Here is a 19083-nt window from a genome sequence, read left to right as displayed (position 1 = left end):
GTGGTGACGCTGGCCGTCGCGCTGGCGACCGGCGCGCTGCCCGCCGTGCAGCCGGCGCAGGCCGCGAGCGGTGGTCTGGGTCGGCCGGACCTGCCCGAGCAGCGGGACAGCGATGTGCGGGCCGTGAACGGGCTGGGCGCGCATAAGGCCCGCACGGCTGTCGCCGCGGCGCGCGCGAAAAACTCCGGGCAGGCCCGCCGCGCCACGGCCGAACAGCACTCGGCCTGGCCGAAGCTGGCCCGGGCGACCGTCACCTTACCCGGCAGCCGCTCGGGCCGCGCGACGACGAAGCCCGGCGGGCTGCCGGTCACGGTCGCCCCGGGCAGCGTGGGCAATGTGGCCGGCGGCGACGCGACGATCCGCGTCCTTGACCGCAAGGCCACCGCGGCGGCCGACGTGAAGGGCGTCCTGCTGACGGCGACGGCCACGGAGCCGGGCCGGGCCCATCTCACGCTGGACTACTCGGGATTCGCGTCGGCGTATGGGGGCGGCTGGTCGGGGCGGCTGGGGCTGGTCCGGCTGCCTGCCTGCGCCTTGACCACCGCCGAGAAGGCCGCCTGCCGTACTCGTATGCCGCTCGTCTCGGACAACGACATCGACGATCAGACCGTCTCGGCGGATGTCGCGCTCGCCCCGGCCTCCTCCGCCACCGTGCTGGCCCTGGCCGCCACCTCCGGCACCTCCAAGTCCGGCGCGGGCGACTACTCGGCGACCTCGCTGTCCTCGTCCTCGACCTGGGAGGCGGGCGGTTCCTCCGGAGCGTTCACCTGGTCGTATCCCCTGTCCACACCCCCCGCGGCGGTCGGCCCCCAGCCCGACCTGGAACTGTCGTACGACTCCGACGGCATCGACGGGCGCACCGCCTCGACCAACAACCAGTCCACCCCGGTCGGTGAGGGCTTCGACCTCACCGCCAGGTCCTATGTCGAGCGGTCCTACGGCAGCTGCGACAAGGACGGTCAGAGCGGCAAGTCGGACCTGTGCTGGAAGTACGACAACGCCTCTCTCGTCCTGGGCGGCAAGTCCAGTGAGCTGGTCAAGGACGACACCACCGGTGTGTGGCGGCTGAAGAACGACGACGGCTCCACCGTCACCCACTCCACCGGCGCCGACAACGGCGACGGCAACGGCGACGGCAACGGCGAGTACTGGACGGTGACGACCGGCGAAGGCACCAAGTACGTCTTCGGCCTGAACAAGCTCACCGGCGCCGGCACCGAACGCACCAACTCCGTGTGGACCGTGCCCGTCTACGGCGACGACTCCGGCGAACCCGGCTACGACCAGGGCTCAGCCTTCGCCGACCGCTCCGCCACCCAGGCCTGGCGCTGGAACCTCGACTACGTCGAGGACCTCAACGGCAACGCCATGACGTACTGGTACACGCCGGAGACCAAACACCAAGGAGCCCGCCGCCGGCGGTCTGGCTGTTGAGCAGATCAACACCGACTACAACGGCGTCGGCCTGCCCACCACCGTCTCCGGCGCCAGCGGCTACGTCCTCGGCACCAGCTATTCGGCACTGGGCGAGACCGAACAGCTGATTCTGGGCACCTCCTCCGCCACCGGCACCAAGAAGGCGTACATCACCAACACCTTCGAGGAGGGCACCGGCCGCCTCAAGCAGTCCGCGGTCACCGACCAGACCCACGGCTACGAGCTCCAGGAGCTCAACTACGCCTACGACGACGCGGGTAACGTCACGTCCGTCCTCGACCCCACCACGCGCGGCGGGACCTCGGCGGCGGACAACCAGTGCTTCGCCTACGACGGACACCAGCGGCTGACCGAGGCCTGGACCCCGAAGACCGCCGACTGCTCGGCCACCGGCCGCACCACCGCCAACCTCGGCGGGGCGAGCTCCTACTGGACGTCGTACGAGTACCAGGACTCCGGTCTGCGGTCCACCGAGACCACCCACGCCACCGGCGGCGACACCAAGAAGACCTACTGCTACGACAGCACCCGTACGCACGCCTTGGCGGCGGTCACCACCGCCACCTCCTGCACCGGCGTCACGCCCGCCTACGTCTACGACACCACCGGAAACACCACCACCCGCCCCGACGGGAGCGCTACCCAGTCCCTCGTCTGGAATGAGGAGGGCGACCTCGGCAAGCTCGTCGAGGGCAGCAGCACCACCGGTTACGTGTACGACGCCGACGGCAGCCTCCTCATCCGCCGCGACACCACGGGCGAGACGATCCTCTACCTCGGCGCCACCGAGGTCCACCTCGACACCAGCACCTCCACCGCCAAGTACTGGGCGCAGCGTTACTACACTGCCGGCGCATCCACCGTCGCCCTGCGCAGCAACGAGTCGGGCACCGACACCCTGACCTGGCTCGCCGCCGACCGGCACGGCACCTCCACCCTGGCGGTCGAGTCGACCACGCAGTCCGTCACCAAGCGCTACAGCACCCCCTTCGGGGGGAACCGCTCCGGCGGCACCGGCACATGGGCGGACGACAAGGGCTTCCTCGGCAAGACATCGGACACCGACACCGGCCTGACCCACCTGGGCGCCCGCGAGTACGACCCGGTCACCGGCCGCTTCATCAGCGTCGACCCGGTTCTCACCACGGATCAGGGCCAGTCCCTCAACGGCTACACCTACGCCAACAACAACCCGGTCACCCAGTCCGACCCCACCGGCCTCGAATCCTGCTACCCCCACTACTGCTCGGGCAGCAACGGCACGTACGGGACGTACAAGCCCGAGAACGACCCGGAGTCCGACCGGTACGACGGGTCGAGCCACGACGGTCCGGCGCCGCCGGTGCCGGCCGCCGCCACCGGTAACAAGACGACCCGGCACGACCAGGCCCGCGACCGGGCCATCAAGGTGATCCAGATGCAGGTCAAGGCGCTGGGCGTGAAGAACTTCAAGATCTTCACCTCGATGCAGGTACCGGGTGCGAGCAAGAAGTGCATGTACCCCGGCAAGAATCCCGGAGCGTCGTGCAGCTACGGAGTGCCGGACATCGTCGGCTACGACCCCAACCACGACATCTACTACGTCTGGGAGGTCAAGTCGGCGGGAGTGGCGTCCAAGGCCGTTCCCGAGGCCCAGTGTTACGTCAACCGGATGCGCGCCGACGGGAAGAACTCGGTGCTGGGCTGGACCATCGGCGGCCCGTACAACGTGGTGAACGGCGACAAGGTGATCGGACCGGAGCCGGGGGCCGTCATCTACGGCAGGCCGAACAACAAGAAGTTCAAGCGAGTGCTGAGCTCCAGCCCGACGGCCGTGGCCCAGCAGCAGTCCCAGCCCGTGCCACAGCCCACACCCGGTCCGGGGCCGGGCCCCTATCCGGGGACCATCGACCAACCCGGACTCGGTATCGTGCCCCAGGCGACGGACGGTGTGAACCAATGGCCGTTGCTGGTACCCATTGTCATCGTGGCAGCGCCGGTGGTCGTCGAGGGCGGCGGCGCGGCGGCGACCGTATCGGTGAGCGCGACCGTCGCCGCCAGTCTCTTCGAACTGGCGGCGTGAGCAGGAAGCGGCGGACATGAATCCCCTGGACACCCTTGTCAAACAGCATGTGGCCCCGGTCATGAAGACGGCTGGCTTCACCAAGAAGGGCAGGACCTTCCGTTTCGCGGCCGGGAACGGCGACCACCTGTTCCTGCAGTTCGAGACCCACGCCGTCGATCCGGGCAGGCACGTCTTCGACGTGACCTTCTCGGTCGTCCCGCTGCCGTACTGGGAATTCGTCAAGCGGCAGCACGTCGACCCGCCGGCCCCCGATGCCAGTGGCGCCCTTGCCACCTGCCCCGTGATCCCGCCGGCCGAGGTCGCCCACGAGCCCGACGAGGAGATGCCGTTCAGGTCCCGGTGGGCTTTCACGGAGCCGCGGACGCGGGATCTGTGCGGGCGGGAACTCGCCCGCGTCCTCGTGGAGGAGGACCTTCCGCGCATGACGCGGCTGCTCGACCGCAAGACCCTCCTGGAGGAGACCCGCACCAACCCGAACGGCGAACTGGTCAGGCTGTGGGGCGCCGCACAGAGCGAGATCGTGCTGCGCATCGACGACGACCCGGTCGCGGACGTGGCCGCGCTGGTCGATAAGGCCGAGGCGGACGGGGTGTTCCCGGGCTTCGTCGCCTGGGCGCGACAGCGACTGCAGCGATGCACAGTCGGAGAGGCCTGACCGTGGGCTTCTGGGGGGCTTATGTCGTGTGCCGCAGCGAGACCCCGCTCGACGACCTCCAAGCCGTCATCGAACGGCACGACGGCATCGACGAACACGAACACCGCCCCGGCGGCTGGCAGATCGGCCGCTACCCAGGCCCGGAACTCGCCAGCGAGGGCCCGGCGATGCTCGTGGAACTGGCCGAGGAGACGGGGGCACCGGCGCTGACCGGCTTCGTGCTGGACAGCGACACAGTCTTCGTCGAGGGGTACTCCAGCACGGGCGGCCACTGGCGGGCCTGCCTCGCGCGCGAGGCCGCCGAGGCCTACTGCGAGGACGACGACGAGGACTTCGACGCCGAGTTCCCCCTCCCGGAGTCGGCCGCACAAGCTGCGGTCACCTGGGCCCGGGAAGCCGGCCTCACCCCCGACTCACCGGGCCTCCTCGCGACGTTCGCGGAGGAGGACAGCGACTTCGCGGAGGAACTGTTCTTCCGGCTGCTGGACCAGCTGGGCGTCGGAGGCGGCTGAGTGACGGGGCTGTCCGCCGATCGACGCGCGTACCCGGAGGGCCCGTTCCGGACGGTGTACGAGCGGCTGGTCGACGAGGGTCTCGTCGACGACCGTGAGTCCCGGGGTCTCTCCGAGGGCGAGCTGGAGGAGATCTCCCGGGACCAGGAGGCGCCGCTGGATCCCGAATACGCCGAGTTCCTGCGGTGCATGGGCGCGGGCTGCGGGCGGACGCTCGCGGGGGAGACCGTCTTTCACCCGGCGGTGCTCGGTATCCGGGCAGGCGCAGAGGCGATGTGCGCGGAGTTCGGCATCGACTGCGACCTGAGCCGCGCCCTGCTCGTCGCCTCCCACCAGGGCTACATCTACTACTACGTCGACCTGGCCGACGGCGCGGTCCACTGCCTCACTGAGGACCCCGCCGGGCCGGTACGCGTGGCCGACTCCTTCAGCGCGTTTCTGTACGACTTCGTGAAGTCGGTCTGAGGGCGCGATGGACGTCACCGTCCGGGCGACGCTCGACGAACGGGCCGAGACGCCGGGTAGGGATTTCGTCGTCCACGGATCCGCAGTTTGCATTCGGGACTGAAAGTGCGGCGCTTCGGCCGGGGAGCCGGGTCGGATCCGGCGGCCTTGGTGCTGGCCATGAGGGGGTGGCTCTCCTGTCGTGCCCTCTGAGGCCAACCCGCCGAAGCAGGGCGTCTCACCCAAGGCCGGCAGAGAGGGTTCCGCGGGATGCGGGATGCCGCGACGGTTCGTTGAGCCACCTGCGAGCTTTCGCCGGCTGGTACCTGGAATCCCGGGGCTGCATTCGCTGCCAAGGCTTGTCACAGACGCCCGTGACCTGTGGAGGTGCGACAGTACATATGAGCCGGTGCCGAAATACAGCACGGATGCCCGGGGTGGCCAGCCGGTGGCCGGACGCCTTTGGACCGTGCAGCATCGGGCGGCACGGGTCAACCTGTTGCACGTGCCCTGATCAGGCACAACGTCACTAAACGGCACGGCGGAACACCACGTAACACGATCCCTCACGGTCTCGTAATGCGTAGGTCTCGGGTTCGAATCCCGAAAGCGGCTCCATGATGAACCCCGGGTCATGTCTTTGACCTGGAGTTCTTCCCCTTCGTTGACCTTGGGATCCGGGCGAATCGGGCACGTGTGGTCTGTGTATCGTAATGCGTAGGTCTCAGGTGTCGCTTCTGTGACGAGAATCCAGCTTTAAGCCTCTGACTGGTCTTTTGAGTTTCGGGGCGGCTGGATCCGCCTAGCATCGCGGGTCTCCGGTGGACAAGCGGTGGACAGCCGTGCAGCGGGGTGCAGTCCTGCTCAGATCCCGACGAGGACGACTGGCTCTTTGGCTCATGGCGGCAGTGCTGTCCGTGGTCCGACGCTCTCGTGAGTATCCGACAAGAGTGGCGGCTTTTGGCTCGGATGCTTGGCGGTGCTTCTGGCCTCGCGCGCCGGACTGACCGTGGCCACGACATATGGTTCTGATCCACTCCCTGAGGCTGTGGGTGATCTCTAGGACCGCACTTCGCAGGTCGCTGAAAAGATCCTCTCGGCGACGCCTGAATTCTGGCTCTGCCAAGATTTCCGTGAAGCCGATCATGCTTCTGTGCGTCGGTGATGCTCCGTCATCGGCGGCGTGATACTCGCCGCGTGTGAGGAGCTGCTGAAGACGGTGCTACCGCACCTGGGCGGGGTGCTCGTGGAGCAAGTGAGCCCCTGGGGGGTTACGCATCGTGGCTCGAACCCGGAGGTCGGATGGTGCCGTGTCCGGACTGCGGAGCGCCGTCCCTGCGGTGGCACAGCGGATACCGGCGCCACCTCGCGGACGGTGCGGTCGGCGGGCGGTTGTGGTGGCCCTTGCGCAGGGCGAACTCCTCGACCCCGAGTACTCGCGGCATGGCAGCGGGCTCGGGCAGGGCCATGACCAGGGCCAGCAGGGTGGTCCGCTCGGCCGGCCAGGGCCACCGCGATGGAACCGGAGGAGAAGCCCCGATGATGACCACCATCTTCGTCGCCGCCCCCATGCCCCGGACGTGGCCGCTGACGCTGGACCAGTTCGCGGCTCGGCTGGGGGAGCGCTGGCCGCAGCCGAGATCTTCGCGCACCACACCCCGGTCTCCGACGAGGACTACCTCGACTTTCAGATGGACCTGGAGGGCATGACCCGTACCGCCAGCTACTACGACCGCAGCAACCTGATCCTCGGCGATGGGGACCCGGAGTTCTGGGCCGACACCATCGTCTGGTTCCTCGGCCTGCTCCCGGCTGACGCCGACCTCGCGTGGTCCCCAGGGGCATAGTGGCGCAAGGTGCCTCCGGCCTCTTCGGTGAGGCGGATTGTGGTGTCGTCGTTGTAGCCGAGCATTCGGGCGACCACCGGGGTCGGGTCCTGGAGACAAGATTGCGGATAGCCGCTGTGCGTCCTCGTTGGGTCGGGAGGCCCAGGTTGCTGTCAATGGCCTTTATTTCCACGGCCGTAGTCACCCGGGTGTGGCCCGGTGCCTGCGGCACTTGCTGATCCAGTAGACGCCGCCCGCGATCAGAGCGCCTGCGATCAGCGGCACGCCGACTACCAAGGGCAGATACATGCTCTGCCGGTGGGGCTCCGGCGGACTGGGGTGGGTGGTGGTGGGAGTGGGAGTGGGAGTGGGGCTGAGGTTGGGCGTTGTCGTGGTGGGGCTGGGATTCGGCGTCGTATTGGCGGGGTTGGGCGTGGGTGATGCAGTGATGGGTTTCGGGCCGGGCGTCGGCGTGGTGGGGTGGGGTGGGGGTTCAGCGGTATGGGGGTGGGGCCGGGCGGCGGCGCTGTGATGGCGAAGGACGCCACGGCGTTTTTCTGCCCGGCTTCCAGCGTGCAGGGCGAGGTGAACGTGTTCGGCCACATAGCAGCGTCGCCTCAACGGCGGTCACCGGCGCCGAAGCATGGACGACGAATTGGTCGGTGGGTACACCGACCGTGACCTGCGGGATTTCCGAGGTGATCGTCATCGCGACCGGGGCGGGGCCGATGAGCGGGAACGTGCAGGAATACCTCGGAGTAACCGAAACCGACGTTGCGACCGATGGCCCGGCGCTGAGAAGTCCAACGAACGCGGCCGCCCCCGCGACGGTCGCTGCTCAGCATGCCCAGGCTGTCGGACGGCCGGTGCCGATATTCTGGCGTAACATCACCTTATCCTTCTGTTACGGCATTTGGACCACCGTATAAAGAGTGGACCCCGTGTCCGCAATGGGGCAGTCACGATTTAGGCCCGGGAACGGGTGCGGATGAGGTGATCCTGAAGCCGCTCGTGGCGGAACTTTCTGTCAGGGGCCTATCGCTGTCCCTGGGCCGACGGATGAAATACGACCATCTTTGATGGGGTCATCAGCGGCGGCAGGGCTGTCCGATCCTGACAGGTCTCACGTCCAAGGTGACGAGGTCGACGCCGCTCGCGTGAAGTTCCTTGGAGAGCTGGGGGTCGCGGCGACCGTGCCGAATCGCTCCGTACTGGCGATTGACAGGGCTAGAGTCGTTGGCGACTGACAACTGGTATCGGTGTAGGGGGCGTGGGTGATCGAGTTAGCCAGTGTGATCAGGGACTTGCGGGAGGAATTGCAGCAGGCGATCGTCGCGGCGGAGGGTGAGACGCTGCGCTTCGAGTTGGGGACGATGGAGCTGGAATTGTCGGTCGCTCTGGAGCGAACCGGGCACGCGGGGGCGAAGGTACGGTTCTGGGTGGTCGAGTCCGGTGCGGACGCGACGATGAACACCACCTCGACGCAACTGGTCAAACTGACTTTGCAGCCGACCCTCCAAGGGTCGCCTGACCGGCCAGCACTCGTCTCCGGCCGCGCTGGCCCGAACGAGCAATGAGCACTGCGGACGGCAGTGCATCGGGGACACCCGGGCCGGACGAGCTCGACGTACGTCGAGTGGTCCAGGTCGTCATCACCCGGCGCGGAGGCGAGGAGTGGCGCGGATCGGGTTACCGCGTGAGCGGGAACGCGGTACTCACAGCCGCGCATGTGGTGCGGGACGCGGTCTCGGTCACGCTGCGCTTTCTCACCGAGGACGGTGACGTAATGGAGTTGTCCGGCGAGCCGGAGCCGCTGTGGGAGGACTCCGACGTCGATGTCGCGGTGCTCAAGATCTCGAACGACCCGGGCGGCAGCGGGCTCTACGCGGCCGAGGTCCCGCCGGTGCGGTACGGCCTCATCACCCAGCCGGTGGATTGCGACGCGCTGGGGTTCCCCAAATTCAAGCTACGCCCCGACAACGCATCGTCGGAAATCAACAGGGCCGCACGGTACCGGGATTCCCACCATGCGCAGGGCAAGACCACGCCGTGGGCGGACCTGCGCAAGGGCACTCTGGAGATCTCCGTGGGCGCTCCGGGGCCTGATCCGGAGGGCCGTTCCCCATGGGAGGGAATGTCGGGAGCCGCGGTGTGGAGCGGTGGGTACCTGATCGGAGTGATCAGCGCGCATCACCTCACCGACGGAGCTGGCAGGCTCACGGCAAGCCGGGTGCAACGCTGGTACAAACACCTCACCCAAGCCCAGATCGATCAACTGGGCGACCTGATCGGCCTGCCGGCCCGCGCCGTCCACCTCACGCGGCTCCCACCGCCGCCGCCACATCCACCGCCGGCTGAGGGCGACCCGGCCGAGGCCCTCGCCGACGAGGTCTCCAAGCAGTGGCGTAGGGAGGAGGAGCAGCGGCGGGTGCACGACCCGTTCCCGCTCCCCGTGCGCTTTCGGTGCACCGACCGGAATGTCTTCGACAACTGGGCCAACATCCGCCGGCTCCCGCGCGGGGCGGCGGCAACGCCCCTCCCGCTGGCCGGCGAACTCGACCAGATCGTAGATGCGTACACCTTCGTCCCATCCCGTCGGCTGGTGGTGCTCGGTGAGGCCGGGTCGGGCAAGTCGATCCTGACCCTGCGCTTCCTCGTCGACTGGCTCGATACCCGTACCCCCGGCGACCTGGTACCAGTGATCTTCGGCCTGGGTTCCTGGGATCCGGCGGCGACTTCGCTGCGCGACTGGATGTGCGCCCAGCTGGTGCGTGACCACCCCTTCCTCGCGGCTCCAGCCACGCGCGGAGGCAATCTGGCCCGCGTCCTTGTCGACACGGGCAAGATCCTGCCCGTTCTCGACGGTTTCGACGAGATCCCCAGCGGCCTGCACGGTATGGCGCTCAAAGCGCTCAACCAGGCCACCACCTTGCCGCTGCTGCTCACCAGCCGCCCCGACGAATACACCGAGGCCGTCAACGGCTCCGAGGATTCCGACGTGCTCACCGCCGCCGCGGTCATCGAGTTGGAGGACCTCACGGTAGACGACTACGCCGACTACCTGATCCGCGCCAGCCGGACGATCAGAGAGGGCGGCGCGGACCGTACGGTATGGGATGCCGTCCTGGCCCGGTTGCGCGAAGGGCCGTACAGCCAGGGCACGGCGAACCTCGCCAAGGTTCTCACCACCCCGCTGATGGTCTCCCTGGCCCGCACCATCTACAGCGACGCTCCCAGACGCGACCCCGAGAAGCTGCTGCACTTCCCCACGCCCGAAGCCCTGCAAGACCATCTCCTGGACGCATTCATCCCTGCCGTCTACAGTGCCGCGCCGCATGACGATCGTGACGCCGACAGTCCCCGTCACCGCCGTCACTGGACGCCCCAACAGGCCCAGCACTGGCTCGGCTACCTCGCCGCACACCTGGAGCAACTCAAGACCCATGACCTCGCCTGGTGGCAACTGGGCGCCACGATGCGCCGTTCCACCCGCATGCTCGTGATCGGGTTCCTCGCAGGGATGGCTCTGGGGGTGCCGACCGGGATCGGGAACCTGCCCGTGGACTTGATCGCGACCACGCGTGGGCTCGGGTTCGCGATCGTGCGGGGGCTTTTGGTCTGGCTCCTGCACGGACTGGTGGCCGGGTTGGTGTTCGCGTTCGTGTACGAGTTCGCGCCCAGAGGGGCGGGGTCCAAGCCGTCGACTCTGCGCATACAGATCTTCGGCGAGACCCGGCGCAATGGTGCCGAGATCGCCCGGAGGTTCATGCTGGGGCTCGTGTTCGGGGTGCCGAGCGCAGTCGTGCTGGTGCTCATGGACAGATTGATCGTCGGACCGCTGGGGTTCGACGACGGAGTCGGCGGCGGCATCAGGGGGGCGTTGCTGTTTCCGGTGGAAATCGGTTTCGGTGCCGGAACCGCGTTTGCCATCATGGCGTGGCTTGAAACCCCTATTGACACCACATCCGCTATCAGCGCCTCGGACCTGTTGAGGACGAACCGCAAGAACGCATTCGTCCATATGCTTGTGTGGTTGCTCGTGCTCGGGGTCCCGGCCGGGATCGCCATGGGCCTCGCGCCCGGGCGACTAGGCGGGTTCGCGCCCGGGCCCGTGCTCGGGCTGCTGGTCGGGCTCGTCTTCGGGATCGAGGGCGCGTTCGCGGGCGGGCTCGGGTACGGGCTGAGTTTCACCGCCTGGGGTCAGTGGGCGGCCCTGTCGCGCATGTGGTTGCCGCTGACCGGGCGTCTGCCCTGGGCAGTGATCGCTTTCCTGGATGACGCCCATGATCGAGGTGTACTGCGCAAGGCCGGTGCGGTCTACCAGTTCCGTCATGCTCGGCTCGAAACCCACCTGGCCCACGTCTACAGGGCGCGCCAGGACATCACCAGCCGCGGAGTTCACTCGGTGGGCAAGCCGGGAACCATGGGAGAGCGGACGAGCGTCGCCATGGACACAGCGATATTCGACAGGCGTTGACCGATGCATATCGCAATTGATCAATCGATCGACTGATTGGGGACAACTCATGGGGTTCGGGAACAGTTCGGGAAGGGCAAGGGCAAGGTTCGCCCTTGGGGTCGTGACGGCAGCAGGAGTTGCGGTCGGAATCGTGGGCGCTCCCGGGGCCGGCACCGCGTCCGCGCGCCCGGCCTCGATCACGCTGAATTACACGTGCAAGGTTTCTGTGGTCAGCCGGACCGTCCCGATGGAGATCCATACGGATGTCCCGGATTCGGTCGCAGTCGGCAAGCCCAGCCCGGAATTAACGTTCGACGCGACGACGACGGCGAGTAAGGAAGACACACATCTGATCCACACACTCCTTGCGGACCTGAAGTCCATTGAGGGAACGGTGGACACGAATGTCGAACTGCGGTCGCAGGAGGGCATCTTCAGAGTCCCTGTACGCTTCCGCATCAACAAGGTCACCATTCCCAACGCCGACCGTGCCTTTGCCGTCACGGCGGCTGGCACCGTCCCCTCTCGCACCTTCCGCAAGCGGGGCACTGTGCGGATCGCCGTCGGCGACCTCAACCTGACGCTCGTCGGGAAGCAGGCGAACGGCAAACCCGTGGGCCGGGTCAACCCGGCATGCAAGCTCGATGCCCACCAGTCGCCCGTCGTAGCATCGTTCGCGATCACAGGGACAGATACGACGACCGGCTCGGCCTCGTCCGGCACTTCGGGCACGGGCGCCACGACCGGCTCGGCCTCCGCCGGGGCGTCGGCTGTGTCGCCATCCCATGCCGACACTACGGTGCAGGGCACCATGGCGACGACTGGCCAGGACACCAAGGGTCTGACTCTGCTGGCCGCCGGCGTTCTCGTCGCGGGCGGTGGCGCCTTCCTCTTCGGCTCGAGGCTGAAGCGCCGCCGCCGTGGGTGACGGCCGTCGTGCGGCCGGGCCCGCACCCTGTCGGCGAGGCCCTGACCGAGTTGCCCGGGCACGAGGAACTGCACACGTTCGCCACCGAGATCGGGGCACCGCAGCCAGCCCGGGCACAGGGGGGAAAGGCGAATCTCCCGCTGACCGGACCCCGAGTCCACTGTGGATTTCCTACAGTAACCTCCGCTCGTAGATCCGACGGGTTTCCAGCGGGACTGGAGCTCAGTTTCAGTCCCGCTGGTGGGCCGACGACAGCCCCTCCGGTGGACAGCCGGTGGACGGACGCCTTTGGACAGTGCATCACGGGGTGACACAGGTCAACCCGTCGCACATCCTCTGATCAGCAAAAGTGTCACTGGATAGCACGACGGGGCACACGCAACACGATCGCTCACGGTCTCGTAATGCGTAGGTCTCGGGTTCGAATCTCGAAAGCGGCTCCATGGTGAACCTCGGGTTAGGCCTCTGAACTGGGGTTTCTTGTTTTCGTTGACCTTGGAATTCGGGCACATCGGACACTTGTGGTCTGCGCATCGCAATGCGTAGGTTCGCTCTCGGTTGCCAGTTTGCCGTGAAAGGGCTCTGACCAGCGAATTTGATGTACTGAGCGCTTCGGGTGCCCATGCGGGCGAATGTGCCGGTGGACGGCCGGTGGACAAGCGTGCGTGACGGTCAGCCAGAACCGCCTCGCCGACCCTGGGGGAGCCGCGGGGTTCCGGTGCCTTGGGAATGGTGGTCGGCGGCGTACGGCTTGTGCTTTTCCGACAGGCTGAGGGAAAACCGGGCTACCGAGGTGCGATGTTCATTGGTGAGGTTTCGCCGCAGCGACGCCCGCAGACGGGACTCCCGTTCGTGGGAGGATCGGCAGGTGGGCCTGAGTGCGGTGGAGGTGGCAGCGTTGGTGGCGGACGAGGCGATGGCGCAGCGCCTGCTGGGTTGGCTGGTGCCCGACGGTGACCCGCTCGTCGCGCTCTCGGCGGCCGAGGTCGAACGGTTCTGCTGGTACGAGCTGCCTCGCAAGTGGCACGCGGACGCCCCTGAGCAGCGGCGGGCTGTCGCCGTCCTGGCCGATCTGCTGGCCGGAGTCGGCCGTGTTCGGGCCGCCGCGGTGTGTGCGAGCGCGACCACAGTTCAGGTACTGGCGGCTTGGCAGCGCTCCGAGGAGGCGGGTTTCGCGGCCTACCACAAGGCCGCGGCCGCCTCGCCCACGACTCCGCCGGACGTTCCCGAGCTGAGCTGGGGGCAGGTCATGGGCGTCCGGGAAGCGCTGGCCCGTGCCAATCTCGAACGTCGGCTGGAGCAGGTTCTGGACGAGGGCGAGCTCGACCCGGACGTGCGTACGTTCGCGGCCGCGCGCCGACGGTTCGTCCAGCACTGGCTCACCACCGTGCAGCCCGGGTTCGAGGGCCGCGCCCCGCTGGAGGCCGTGCGGCGTGAACGGCGCGGGTTGTGGGCCGCGGCGCCCCCGACCGAGCGCCGCGCTCTGCTCGCCGTCGCCTTGCCTGCTCTGGAGGAGCCGGCCGCGGCACCCGTGGACACGGCGGAGCCGCTGCGGTGGCTGCTGGAGCAGATCGGCGGCGGTGTCACCCTGACTCAGGCCGGCTACCTGCCACGGGCGGTGGCGGCTGCCGCGTTCGCCCGCTATTCGCACTGGTACCCGATCGGCAAGGGACCGCGCTCGGAGGCGGACCTGTTCCAGCTGGCCGACCTGCACGAACTCGCACGCACCCACCGGCTGGTGACCAAGCGCCATCGCACGCTCAAGCTCTCGGCGGCCGGGCGCGCCCAGCTGGCGGATCACCAGCTGCGTCAGCATACGGCCGCGCTGGCCTGACTCGGCACCACCGCGGCGGAGCGGCAGGCGGCCGAGTGCGCCTTGGGCGCGCTGTGGGCCGAGCCCCGGCTCCGCGAGGACCTGCGCGATGCCGTCCATCCGGTGCTTGCTGCGGGTTTCGCCCACGATGACGGTACCGCGATGGAGGTGAAGGACACCGAGCGGCTGCTGTGGAGGTTCTGGCACACCGGCCGCGAACTCGGCTACCTCGACGAGCGGGACCGGTCCGTCGACGCCCCGATCTCCCTGTCCACCGCAGGCCGCTTGGCTGCCCTCGCGGCGCTCCGCGTCCTGGCCGAGGGGCCACGCGACCGCATCTGAGCGCGGCTCAGCGGGCTGTCAGACCGGCGTCGGTGAGGCGGCGCATCAGTGAGGGCTTGCCGCGATGCTGTTCGCGCAGGTCATGGAGGCGTCGGGCGAACTCCTCGGGGGTGCCGGCCCGGTCGTGGACCTCGCGGAGATCCTTCAGGAGGGTGACGGCGGTGTCGTAGGGGCCGGGTTGTTTCTTCCCGATCAGGTGGGCGATGTCCTGCCAGGCTTGCTGGGTGTTCTCGGCCAGGCGGTCCAGGTGGCTCTCGCGAGCCCGCTGTTCGGCTCGGCGGGCCTGGGCGCGGGCCTGTTCCTGCTGTCGGGTGTGCTCGGTGCGCACCTCGTGGGCGGCGTCGAGGAGTTCCGCGGCTGAGCGGCGCCGGGCAGCGGTGGACGGTTGGGCTGTGCCGTGGGACGCGGTGCGGTGGCGGGCCAGCAGGGCGGGGCCCGGTTGTGGGGCGGTGCCCAGGGCAGCGTCCAGCAGCAGGGTGTCCTTCTCGTGTGGTGGCAGGGCGCGGATCCAGGCGGCGAGCGCGTCCTTGTCGATCGCCTGGGAAGGGGCGGTACCGCTGGCGCGGGCAGCCGCGGTGAGCAGACGCGGGTCGACGTGAAGGAAGTCCGCCAGGGTCTGTTGCGGGCCGGTGAGGTGGGCGAGGCCGGCAGGTACGGGCGGTTCGAGGGTGGAGGTGTACTCGTCCTCGTCGACGTCCTCCTCCAGCTCCCAGCGGGTGAGTGCGGAGAGCCAGGCCAGATAGAGGGGGCGCAGGTCGCCTGCGGCGAGTTCGGCACGCAAGGTGGTGAACGAGGCGAGGGTGAAGGAGGTCTCGAAGTCCCACTCGCCGCCGTCCTCGGCCTGGTAGGAGAAGTCGAGCAGCAGGTGTCCTTTCCTGGTCCAGCGGGTCAAGGCGTCTTCCGCGCAGTACGGTTCGGCGCTGCGGGCGGGCAGCAGGGCGGTGGGCAGGCGCAGCATCAGGCGCCGTGATCCCCAGTTGGCGAAGTACAGGTGAGCGTCGTACAGCTGCTCCATCAGTTTGCGCTCATCGCCGCGGAAGTCGCCGTAGTGGTACTCGTTGACGAAGTGCGTCGCGCTGATCGTGGCCCGGCTCGACAGCCCCCGCACCTGCACCAGTTCGTCCTTGGTCAACGGCCGGTCGATGGCCTGGAACTCGTAGTACTGGTACTCGCTCACGGCCGTGCAGACTACCGCTGTGCGCTGCGGCTCATATGGCGGGTATGGGCCGGGACCCCTCGTTCGGGGCCCATCCACGGTTACGGTCCTGGCGGTGCCGTCGGGTTCGTAGGATCGAGGCGAGGACGACGGGCCGGCAGGGTTCGGAGGGCAGGCGTGTGATGGTGACACCCAGGGAACGGCTGGCCAGGCTGCTCGGTGGGGCGAAGGCGGCGGGGGCCTTCAGCGCCCGGCTGGAGGCGCCGGTGGCCGGCCTGGGCTTTGAGGTGGCCGGGGTCGGGCCGGTGCGCCTTCCGCTACGGGCGCCACAGGTGAAGCGGCTGATCTCGGAGGCACGGCCGGCGTTGTTCGGGCGGGGCGAACAGACGCTGAGCGACACCAGTGTGCGTGACACCTGGCAGATCCTGCCGGATCAGCTCAGCCTTGCCGGTCCTTCCTGGTCGTCGCTGCTGAGCGGCGCGCTGGAGCATTTCCGGGACGCTCTCGGTCTCCCGTCGGCGACGCGGCTGCGGGCTGAGCCGCACGCGATGCTGGTGTACGGCAAGGGCCAGTTCTTCCTTCCGCACCAGGATTCGGAGAAGGACGACGCGATGGTGGGCACGCTGGTGGTCTCCCTGCCTTCGGCGCACACGGGGGGAGAACTGGTCGTCGAGCATGCTGGGCGGAAGTGCGCCTACCGTGCCTCGAAGACGGATCTGACGCTTGTCGCTTTCTATGCCGACTGCCGGCACCAGGTCACTCCGGTCCGCTCCGGGTACCGGGTGACGCTCACCTTCAACCTGCTTGCTGAGCCGGGGACGTCGGGCGAGGTGTCCGGGCCGCTGGCGGAGCTGGCGCACAGTCTGGGCCGGCACTTCGGCTCGCCGGCCAAGCCGCGTTACGGCACCCGTGAGCTGGAGCCGCCGAACCGGCTCGTGTATCTGCTCGATCACGAGTACACCCAGCGCGGCCTGAGCTGGGAGCGGCTCAAGGGCGCCGACGCGGGGCGTGCCGCTCTGCTGCGCGCTGCCGCCGGGCAGGCCGGGTGCGAGTCGGTGCTGGCCCTGGCCGAGGTGAAGGAGACCTGGGACGCCCATCCCGAGGGGGAGGATCCCTGGGACGACTACGGGTACGACGAGGACGATGAGGAGGAGAGCGGCGATGCGGGCGAGGACGGGGACTACGTCCTGCAGGAGCTGGTCGACGACGAGATCACCCTGGGCTGGTGGACCGGTCCGGACGGCACCGGTGGCGAAGAGATCTCGTTGCGGGTTCACGACTACGAGGTGTGCGCGAGCACCGCGAACGCGGACCTGACGCCCTACGACTCCCAGTACGAGGGCTACATGGGCAACTACGGCAACACGCTGGACCGGTGGTACCGGCGGGCCGCCGTCGTCGTGTGGCCGCGTGAGCGGGCATTCGCGGCACGCGGCGAGGCGGGATCGCGGTGGGCTCTGGAGGAACTGCGCGTCGTCATTGCGCGGGGCGATGTGGACCGGGCGCGCGACCAGGCCCGATCCCTGGCACCGTTCTGGAAGAGCATCTGTCCGCAACCCGACCTGCTGGACAGCGCGTTGCGGGTGGCCGCGGGCCTGGACGCGGCCGAGACCGCGGCGATGCTGCTGGAGCCGTTCCAGGCGGGTGCGCTCGGCCCGGAGCACGCGGACGGACTCGCCGCGGTGGCCGAGCGGTACGGGACCGGGTGGATGCGCCGGGTCGTCGACGCCTGGTTCGCGTCGGAGCACCACCTCCAGTCGATGCGGTACGAGTGGACCGAGCGGTTGCCGGAGCTGTGCGCGAAGCTTCGTGAGCATCGGGCGTCGGCGGTGGCACGGCTGTTGTCCGCCGGGGTCTGGGCCGCGGTGGACAGCGGTCTGCGGCTGTGGACAACGACCGGGCCTGCCGAGACCCGCAGTACGCGGCTGCGGCAGCTGGCCCTGCCACTCGGACGCGTACTCGTGGCGGCCGATGAAGAGCTGCGGGACGGGATCCTCGCAGCGCTGCGCGAGTGCGGGGACACGGTACTGGAGTGCCTGATGCCGCTGCTGCGCCACGCCGCGGAGGCGAGCGCGTCCTCCGTGTGCAGCGCGGCGGGGCTCGACGCGATCGCGCGGCACTGCGCGGACCGGCTTCGCGCGGTGTGCGAGCGGGCGCCACGCGCTGCCGACGACTGGTCGGTGGCATGGTCCGGGTGCGGTTGTGAGCTGTGCCGTGCCCTTGGCGCGTTCCTCGGTTCCCGGTCGCGACAGGTCCTCGAATGGCCGCTGGCGAAGGAGGGGCGACGGCATGTGCACACGAGGATCGACTCGGCCGAGTTGCCGGTGCGCCACCAGACCAGGCGGCAGGGGCGCCCGTACACGCTCGTGCTGACGAAGACCCAGGAGCTGTTCACCCGCGAGCAGACGGTCCGCCGTCAGGCGGCGGCGGACCTGGCATGGCTGATGTCGCTGCGGAACGGATGACCGCGGCCTCCGGCCGGGTGGCCTCGTCGCGCGGATATGCCCCATCGGAACCGGTTCGTCGACCGAGGTGACCGCCAGGGCGTTGCCACCGGCGCGGAAAGTCATCACCGGTGACCGACTTCGCCCCCGAGCTTGACCGTCCGGGCACCGAGCTACCGCAGGAGATGTACCCACCCTGCGAGATTGGGTGGGAGGCTCGACCTGCTCAACGGTCGGCGCTGCCGGGCGGGACGACCCATTCGGTGGGTTGGCCGGTGAGGGAGGCGATCATGTCGAAGTCGCCGTCGTAGTGGAGGACCGTCCGCTGGTGCAGTTCTGCCGTGGCGGCGATCAGCAGGTCGGGGAGGGACAGAGCACGGTGGAAACCCGCGTTGAGGGCGTGGCGCTGGACTTCCAGGGCGCGGGCGAAGGCGCGGTCGTCGGCGTGGAGGTAGTCGAAGGCGTGGAGCCAGGTGCTGATCCGTGTCGCCTCCGAGCTGTCCCGTGCGGAGTGGATCATCTCGTACTCGGTGGGCTGGCACACGGCGAGGAGGTAGCGCTCGTGCAGGGGCTTGAGTACGTCCTTGACGTTCGGCTTCGTCCAGCGGGCGAGGGCGGACTTGTCGATCAGGTAGCGGTCCTGCATCAGGCGGTCCGGCCTCCGTCCCGGTCGCCGTCGCGCTTGAGGGAGCCGTCCGCGTTGCGGGGCCCGGTGTTCTCGACGATCTCACTGAAGTCGAGCTCGCCGGCCTCCATGGCGTCGAAGCCCTCTTGTCGAAGGTGCCTCTTGACGGCGTCTTCCATGGCGAGGCGGACGGCTTTGGCCTTTGTCTTGGTCCCGAAGATGCGCATGGCCTCGGTGACCATGTCTTCATCGAGGTCGATGACGGTTCTGGCCATGTGGAGATCCTCTCGGAGATGCTTCCGCTAGTGAAACGATACCATTCATCGACTGTGGCAGATATCGTTTCGATCGGGGATCCCCCTCGTGGATGGAGGCTG

15 protein-coding genes and 1 pseudogene are annotated in these 19083 nt (G+C 68.4%); 12 read left to right on the top strand and 4 right to left on the bottom strand.

Annotated features, from left to right (window positions below; genetic code table 11):
* Positions 1-9: 9 nt before the first annotated feature.
* The 5 genes and pseudogenes from ACWEKM_RS07650 to ACWEKM_RS07630 all read left to right on the top strand — a co-directional run.
* Positions 10-1401: pseudogene (locus ACWEKM_RS07650) on the top strand (RHS repeat-associated core domain-containing protein); the annotation flags it as partial.
* Positions 1402-1978: 577 nt separating this feature from the next.
* The gene (locus tag ACWEKM_RS07645; protein WP_451620248.1) at positions 1979-3499 is read left to right on the top strand and encodes an RHS repeat-associated core domain-containing protein; all 1521 of its coding nucleotides are present in this window, start codon (positions 1979-1981) and stop codon (positions 3497-3499) included.
* A 16-nt stretch (positions 3500-3515) separates the two neighbouring features.
* Complete coding sequence (locus ACWEKM_RS07640; RefSeq protein ID WP_451620247.1) at positions 3516-4157, top strand: hypothetical protein; 642 nt, start codon at positions 3516-3518, stop codon at positions 4155-4157.
* Positions 4136-4669 (top strand): hypothetical protein, encoded by a 534-nt coding sequence (locus tag ACWEKM_RS07635; protein WP_451620246.1) that lies wholly within the window; start codon positions 4136-4138, stop codon positions 4667-4669. The genes ACWEKM_RS07640 and ACWEKM_RS07635 overlap by 22 nt, the downstream gene beginning before the upstream one ends.
* Positions 4670-5134 carry an SMI1/KNR4 family protein gene (locus ACWEKM_RS07630; RefSeq protein ID WP_451620245.1) on the top strand — a complete coding sequence of 155 codons (465 nt, stop codon included), beginning with the start codon at positions 4670-4672 and terminating at the stop codon, positions 5132-5134.
* A gap of 1250 nt (positions 5135-6384) precedes the next feature.
* Here ACWEKM_RS07630 and ACWEKM_RS07625 read toward each other — a convergent pair.
* Complete coding sequence (locus tag ACWEKM_RS07625) at positions 6385-6684, bottom strand: hypothetical protein (protein ID WP_451620244.1); 300 nt, start codon at positions 6682-6684, stop codon at positions 6385-6387.
* Between the two features lie 9 nt (positions 6685-6693).
* On the opposite strand from ACWEKM_RS07625, the gene ACWEKM_RS07620 reads away from it, so the two are divergent.
* The 6 genes from ACWEKM_RS07620 (at position 6694) to ACWEKM_RS07595 (ending at position 14481) form a co-directional block, all read left to right on the top strand.
* Complete coding sequence (locus ACWEKM_RS07620) at positions 6694-6960, top strand: hypothetical protein (protein ID WP_451620243.1); 267 nt, start codon at positions 6694-6696, stop codon at positions 6958-6960.
* A gap of 1253 nt (positions 6961-8213) precedes the next feature.
* Positions 8214-8516 (top strand): trypco2 family protein, encoded by a 303-nt coding sequence (locus ACWEKM_RS07615; RefSeq protein WP_451620242.1) that lies wholly within the window; start codon positions 8214-8216, stop codon positions 8514-8516.
* Complete coding sequence (locus ACWEKM_RS07610; RefSeq protein WP_451620241.1) at positions 8513-11416, top strand: NACHT domain-containing protein; 2904 nt, start codon at positions 8513-8515, stop codon at positions 11414-11416. Before ACWEKM_RS07615 ends, ACWEKM_RS07610 begins: the two co-directional genes overlap by 4 nt.
* A gap of 49 nt (positions 11417-11465) precedes the next feature.
* Positions 11466-12326, top strand: a complete 861-nt coding sequence (locus tag ACWEKM_RS07605; RefSeq protein ID WP_451620240.1) for a DUF6801 domain-containing protein — start codon at positions 11466-11468, stop codon at positions 12324-12326.
* Between the two features lie 868 nt (positions 12327-13194).
* Complete coding sequence (locus tag ACWEKM_RS07600; RefSeq protein WP_451620239.1) at positions 13195-14160, top strand: hypothetical protein; 966 nt, start codon at positions 13195-13197, stop codon at positions 14158-14160.
* 42 nt (positions 14161-14202) lie between these two features.
* Positions 14203-14481, top strand: a complete 279-nt coding sequence (locus ACWEKM_RS07595; protein ID WP_451620238.1) for a hypothetical protein — start codon at positions 14203-14205, stop codon at positions 14479-14481.
* A 7-nt stretch (positions 14482-14488) separates the two neighbouring features.
* Here ACWEKM_RS07595 and ACWEKM_RS07590 read toward each other — a convergent pair whose 3' ends face one another.
* Positions 14489-15658, bottom strand: coding sequence for a hypothetical protein (locus ACWEKM_RS07590; protein ID WP_451620237.1), 1170 nt, complete (start codon positions 15656-15658; stop codon positions 14489-14491).
* A 161-nt stretch (positions 15659-15819) separates the two neighbouring features.
* Here ACWEKM_RS07590 and ACWEKM_RS07585 point away from each other — a divergent pair, with 161 nt between their 5' ends.
* On the top strand, positions 15820-18102 hold the full coding sequence (locus tag ACWEKM_RS07585; RefSeq protein ID WP_451620236.1) for a 2OG-Fe(II) oxygenase: 2283 nt from the start codon (positions 15820-15822) through the stop codon (positions 18100-18102).
* Positions 18103-18307: 205 nt separating this feature from the next.
* Here the strand turns inward: ACWEKM_RS07585 and ACWEKM_RS07580 are convergent, their stop codons facing one another.
* A complete protein-coding gene (locus ACWEKM_RS07580; protein WP_185012373.1) occupies positions 18308-18727 on the bottom strand; it encodes a PIN domain nuclease in 420 nt (139 codons plus the stop codon).
* Entirely contained in the window at positions 18727-18981 is a 255-nt protein-coding gene (locus ACWEKM_RS07575) for a type II toxin-antitoxin system VapB family antitoxin (protein WP_451620235.1), read from the bottom strand. Before ACWEKM_RS07575 ends, ACWEKM_RS07580 begins: the two co-directional genes overlap by 1 nt.
* Positions 18982-19083: the final 102 nt, after the last annotated feature.

Source organism: Streptomyces sp. NPDC004752 (assembly GCF_053601275.1).
Note: the sequence above shows the minus strand (reverse complement) of the source record. Positions and strands in the feature narration are given on the sequence as shown.